The sequence below is a fragment of the Candidatus Erwinia dacicola genome (assembly GCF_001756855.1).
Classification (GTDB): domain Bacteria; phylum Pseudomonadota; class Gammaproteobacteria; order Enterobacterales; family Enterobacteriaceae; genus Erwinia; species Erwinia dacicola.
Window position 1 is genome coordinate 1 of the sequence record NZ_MAYS01000168.1, and the last position, 2,774, is coordinate 2,774.

The 2,774-nt window shown below is 49.7% G+C and carries 6 protein-coding genes; 4 read left to right on the top strand and 2 right to left on the bottom strand.

Going from position 1 to position 2,774, the window contains the following annotated elements; genetic code table 11:
- Positions 1 to 384 (bottom strand): transposase (locus tag BBW68_RS05085; RefSeq protein WP_186821281.1); only part of this gene is annotated, 384 nt, incomplete at its 3' end.
- 201 nt (positions 385 to 585) lie between these two features.
- On the opposite strand from BBW68_RS05085, the gene ung reads away from it, so the two are divergent.
- The 4 genes from ung (at position 586) to BBW68_RS17655 (ending at position 2,526) form a co-directional block, all read left to right on the top strand.
- Positions 586 to 1,269: a uracil-DNA glycosylase gene (ung, locus tag BBW68_RS05090; protein WP_070134281.1), complete on the top strand. Its 684-nt coding sequence runs from the start codon at positions 586 to 588 to the stop codon at positions 1,267 to 1,269.
- A 325-nt stretch (positions 1,270 to 1,594) separates the two neighbouring features.
- Positions 1,595 to 1,810, top strand: coding sequence for a hypothetical protein (locus tag BBW68_RS05095; protein ID WP_070134282.1), 216 nt, complete (start codon positions 1,595 to 1,597; stop codon positions 1,808 to 1,810).
- A 110-nt stretch (positions 1,811 to 1,920) separates the two neighbouring features.
- Entirely contained in the window at positions 1,921 to 2,169 is a 249-nt protein-coding gene (locus BBW68_RS20550) for an IS3 family transposase (RefSeq protein ID WP_162475684.1), read from the top strand.
- 12 nt (positions 2,170 to 2,181) lie between these two features.
- Positions 2,182 to 2,526 carry a DDE-type integrase/transposase/recombinase gene (locus BBW68_RS17655; protein WP_102135758.1) on the top strand — a complete coding sequence of 115 codons (345 nt, stop codon included), beginning with the start codon at positions 2,182 to 2,184 and terminating at the stop codon, positions 2,524 to 2,526.
- Positions 2,527 to 2,575: 49 nt separating this feature from the next.
- Here the strand turns inward: BBW68_RS17655 and BBW68_RS05100 are convergent.
- The coding region (locus BBW68_RS05100; RefSeq protein ID WP_148127548.1) for a transposase at positions 2,576 to 2,774 on the bottom strand (199 nt) is incomplete at its 5' end.

Consider the following 2,774-nt stretch of genomic DNA (forward strand, 5'->3'; position numbering starts at 1 on the left):
GAAGATACCGGTCATGCCCATCGACTGCACCAGCGCGTCAACCTTACGGGTGGAGACGCCGTTTATCCACGCTTCCTGGATGACCGCGTTCAGTGCTTTCTCCGACAGCCTGCGGGCCTCAAGGAAGGACGGGAAGTACGAGCCTTCACGCAGCTTCGGTATACGCAGGTCCAGGGTACCGAGGCGGGTGTGGTACTGACGGTCACGGTAGCCGTTACGGTAGGTCTCCCGCTCGTCACTGCGCTCATGAGGCTCTGCGTTGATGCGCTGAGTGACATCGGCCTCCATGATGCGGTTGAGCATAAATTCGGTGAGTTCACGCAGAAAGTCCTCGCCGCCGAGTTGCATCAGGGTGTTGCTGAATGTCATGCTGTTGTCGGCCATCGGTTGACTCCTTCTGAGATAATTGTCTGATTAACCATTACCTTACCGGATAAGCCGATGGCTCTCACCATCCTTCCAAATTTACACCACGTCCTAAGACTCTACCTTCTTATGTTCGTGTAAAAATTCAATTATTTTTAAGTGTCACCCCGTGTTAAAGCACGTTAAGCTATGCCCTTTGATGACGTTAAGGCAGCGGTAATGGTCAATACCATGATCTGGCATGATGTGCTGGCTGAAGAAAAAGAGAAACCTTACTTTAAGAAGACCTTGGCCCGGGTAACGGCAGAGCGTGAGGCTGGCAAAACCGTCTATCCCCCGCAAAAAGATGTTTTTAACGCTTTTCGCCTCACCGAACTGGGCGCGGTGAAGGTGGTTATTCTAGGTCAGGACCCTTATCACGGTCCCAACCAAGCGCATGGACTGGCCTTTTCCGTACTACCGGGGGTTGCAGTACCCCCTTCGCTGGTCAATATGTACAAAGAGCTGGTGACGGATATTCCCGGCTTCCAGTGCCCTAATCACGGCTTTCTTGAAAGTTGGGCGCGGCAGGGCGTGATGCTGCTGAACACCGTGCTGACGGTGGAAGCCAGCCACGCGCACTCGCACGCTAAATTCGGCTGGGAAACTTTTACCGATAACGTTATCGCCGCGATCAACCAGCACCGCGAAGGCGTGGTCTTTTTGCTGTGGGGCTCGCACGCGCAGAGAAAAGGCAGTATTATTGACCGGCAGCGCCACCATGTCCTGCAAGCGCCGCACCCTTCCCCACTCTCCGCTCATCGCGGCTTTTTTGGCAGCGCTCACTTTTCCAAAGCTAATCAATGGCTGACCGAGCACTGCGAAACGCCCATTGACTGGGCACTGCAGTTACCGGTTGAATAACCCGTAACATCAGGGGGTAGCCGCCCCTGAAAAATAATTCCCTTCCTGAATTACTTACATTTTTAAACGCTTAACTGCGAAGTTCGTTACAATTTCTTATCAAGTTTTCTCTCTGCCCCCGATGGGTTCGAACTCGAGGAGCTTTAAAAATGCTCCCTTTCTGGCTATGTGATGGTCTAATCAAACCGGACACTTTGTTAGAGATATAATGAGCAATGCTCACGAGGTGAGAATGCGAAGAAAAACGTTTACCCATGAGTTCGAGCAGGAATGTGTCAATTTGGTTCTGCAACACAAGTATCCGGTGACCTAGGCTGCTGAAACGATGAATATCGGTCTTTCAACATTGCAACGCTGGTTACGCCAATATCGTGGAGAAGTCAGGGGAGATACTCCCATCGCCACCGCGATTACGTCTGAACAACGACGAATACAGAAACTTGAAAAGCAGGTACGTCAGTTGCAAAGCAAGAATGACCTGTTAAAAAAGGCTTCAGCCTTCTTCGCCATGGAAATGAAGAACGATAAAAAGTCGCGGTGAAGCTGAAGAAGGCCGGGGCAAATATCCAGCAAGTATGTCGATGCCTGTCGCTCACGCGTAGTGTATTTTACGCCCGGAGCAGGCGGCCAGCTCTCAGAGCAGATGTTCTGATGCTTCATGCGGCGGCCAAGCATGTTCATGCTGAAATGGATGCGACGTATGGCAGTCGGTGCATGTGTATTGAGCTGCGTGAGCAGGGTTTTAATGTTGGTCGATACTGTGTTCGTCAAATAATGAAGACCCTGATGCTGGTTGCGAAGCGCCCAGGACGTCATTACTATCCACGTGGTGGTAAACCGGCTGTAGTGAGGGCTAATCTGTTAAATCGACAGTTTAATCCAGAGACATTAAATACCTAGTGGTCAGGTGATATCACCTATCTCCGGACAGCTCAGGGCTGGTTATATCTGGCTATCGTGATGGACTTATTTTCAAGAAAAATAGTGAATTTGGCCTTCTCAGATAAACCGGACAGCGCCCTGACTATCCGGGCATTACGACTGGCGGTTAATAAACGACGACCAACAGGCCCAGTCGTATTTCATAGCGATCAAGGTGCTCAGTATACCAGCGCTCAGTTCCCGTCCTGCCAGCAGGAACTTGATGTGACGGGCAGTATGAGTCGCAAGGGTAATTGTCTGGATAATGCCGTTACGGAGAGGTTTTTCCGCAATCTGAAAGCAGAAAGAGTTAACTACCGTCGTTATGAAACCTGAAGTCAGGGTATTGCAGACATTATCGATTAGGGGCTGTCCTAGATAAGGTTTAAATTTTACCTTTAACTATCTGTTTTAAAATAGTTAATTGCTGTTTTGCACTTGGAGTGTTAAATCGCCACTCACATTCCTTCAGATACAGCTCGAAATGTGCCTTCGGAATACCGTTAAATTTACGCATGTGGCGCTTCGCCTGGTTCCAAAAATTCTCGATACCATTGATGTGATTTTGCCGGTCTTTTTTGTCG

Coding starts and splice junctions, on each gene's coding strand:
- BBW68_RS20550 (WP_162475684.1), top strand. CDS start 1,921: ATGCTTCATGCGGCGGCCAAGCATGTTCATGCTGAAATGGATGCGACG.
- ung (WP_070134281.1), top strand. CDS start 586: ATGGTCAATACCATGATCTGGCATGATGTGCTGGCTGAAGAAAAAGAG.
- BBW68_RS05095 (WP_070134282.1), top strand. CDS start 1,595: ATGAATATCGGTCTTTCAACATTGCAACGCTGGTTACGCCAATATCGT.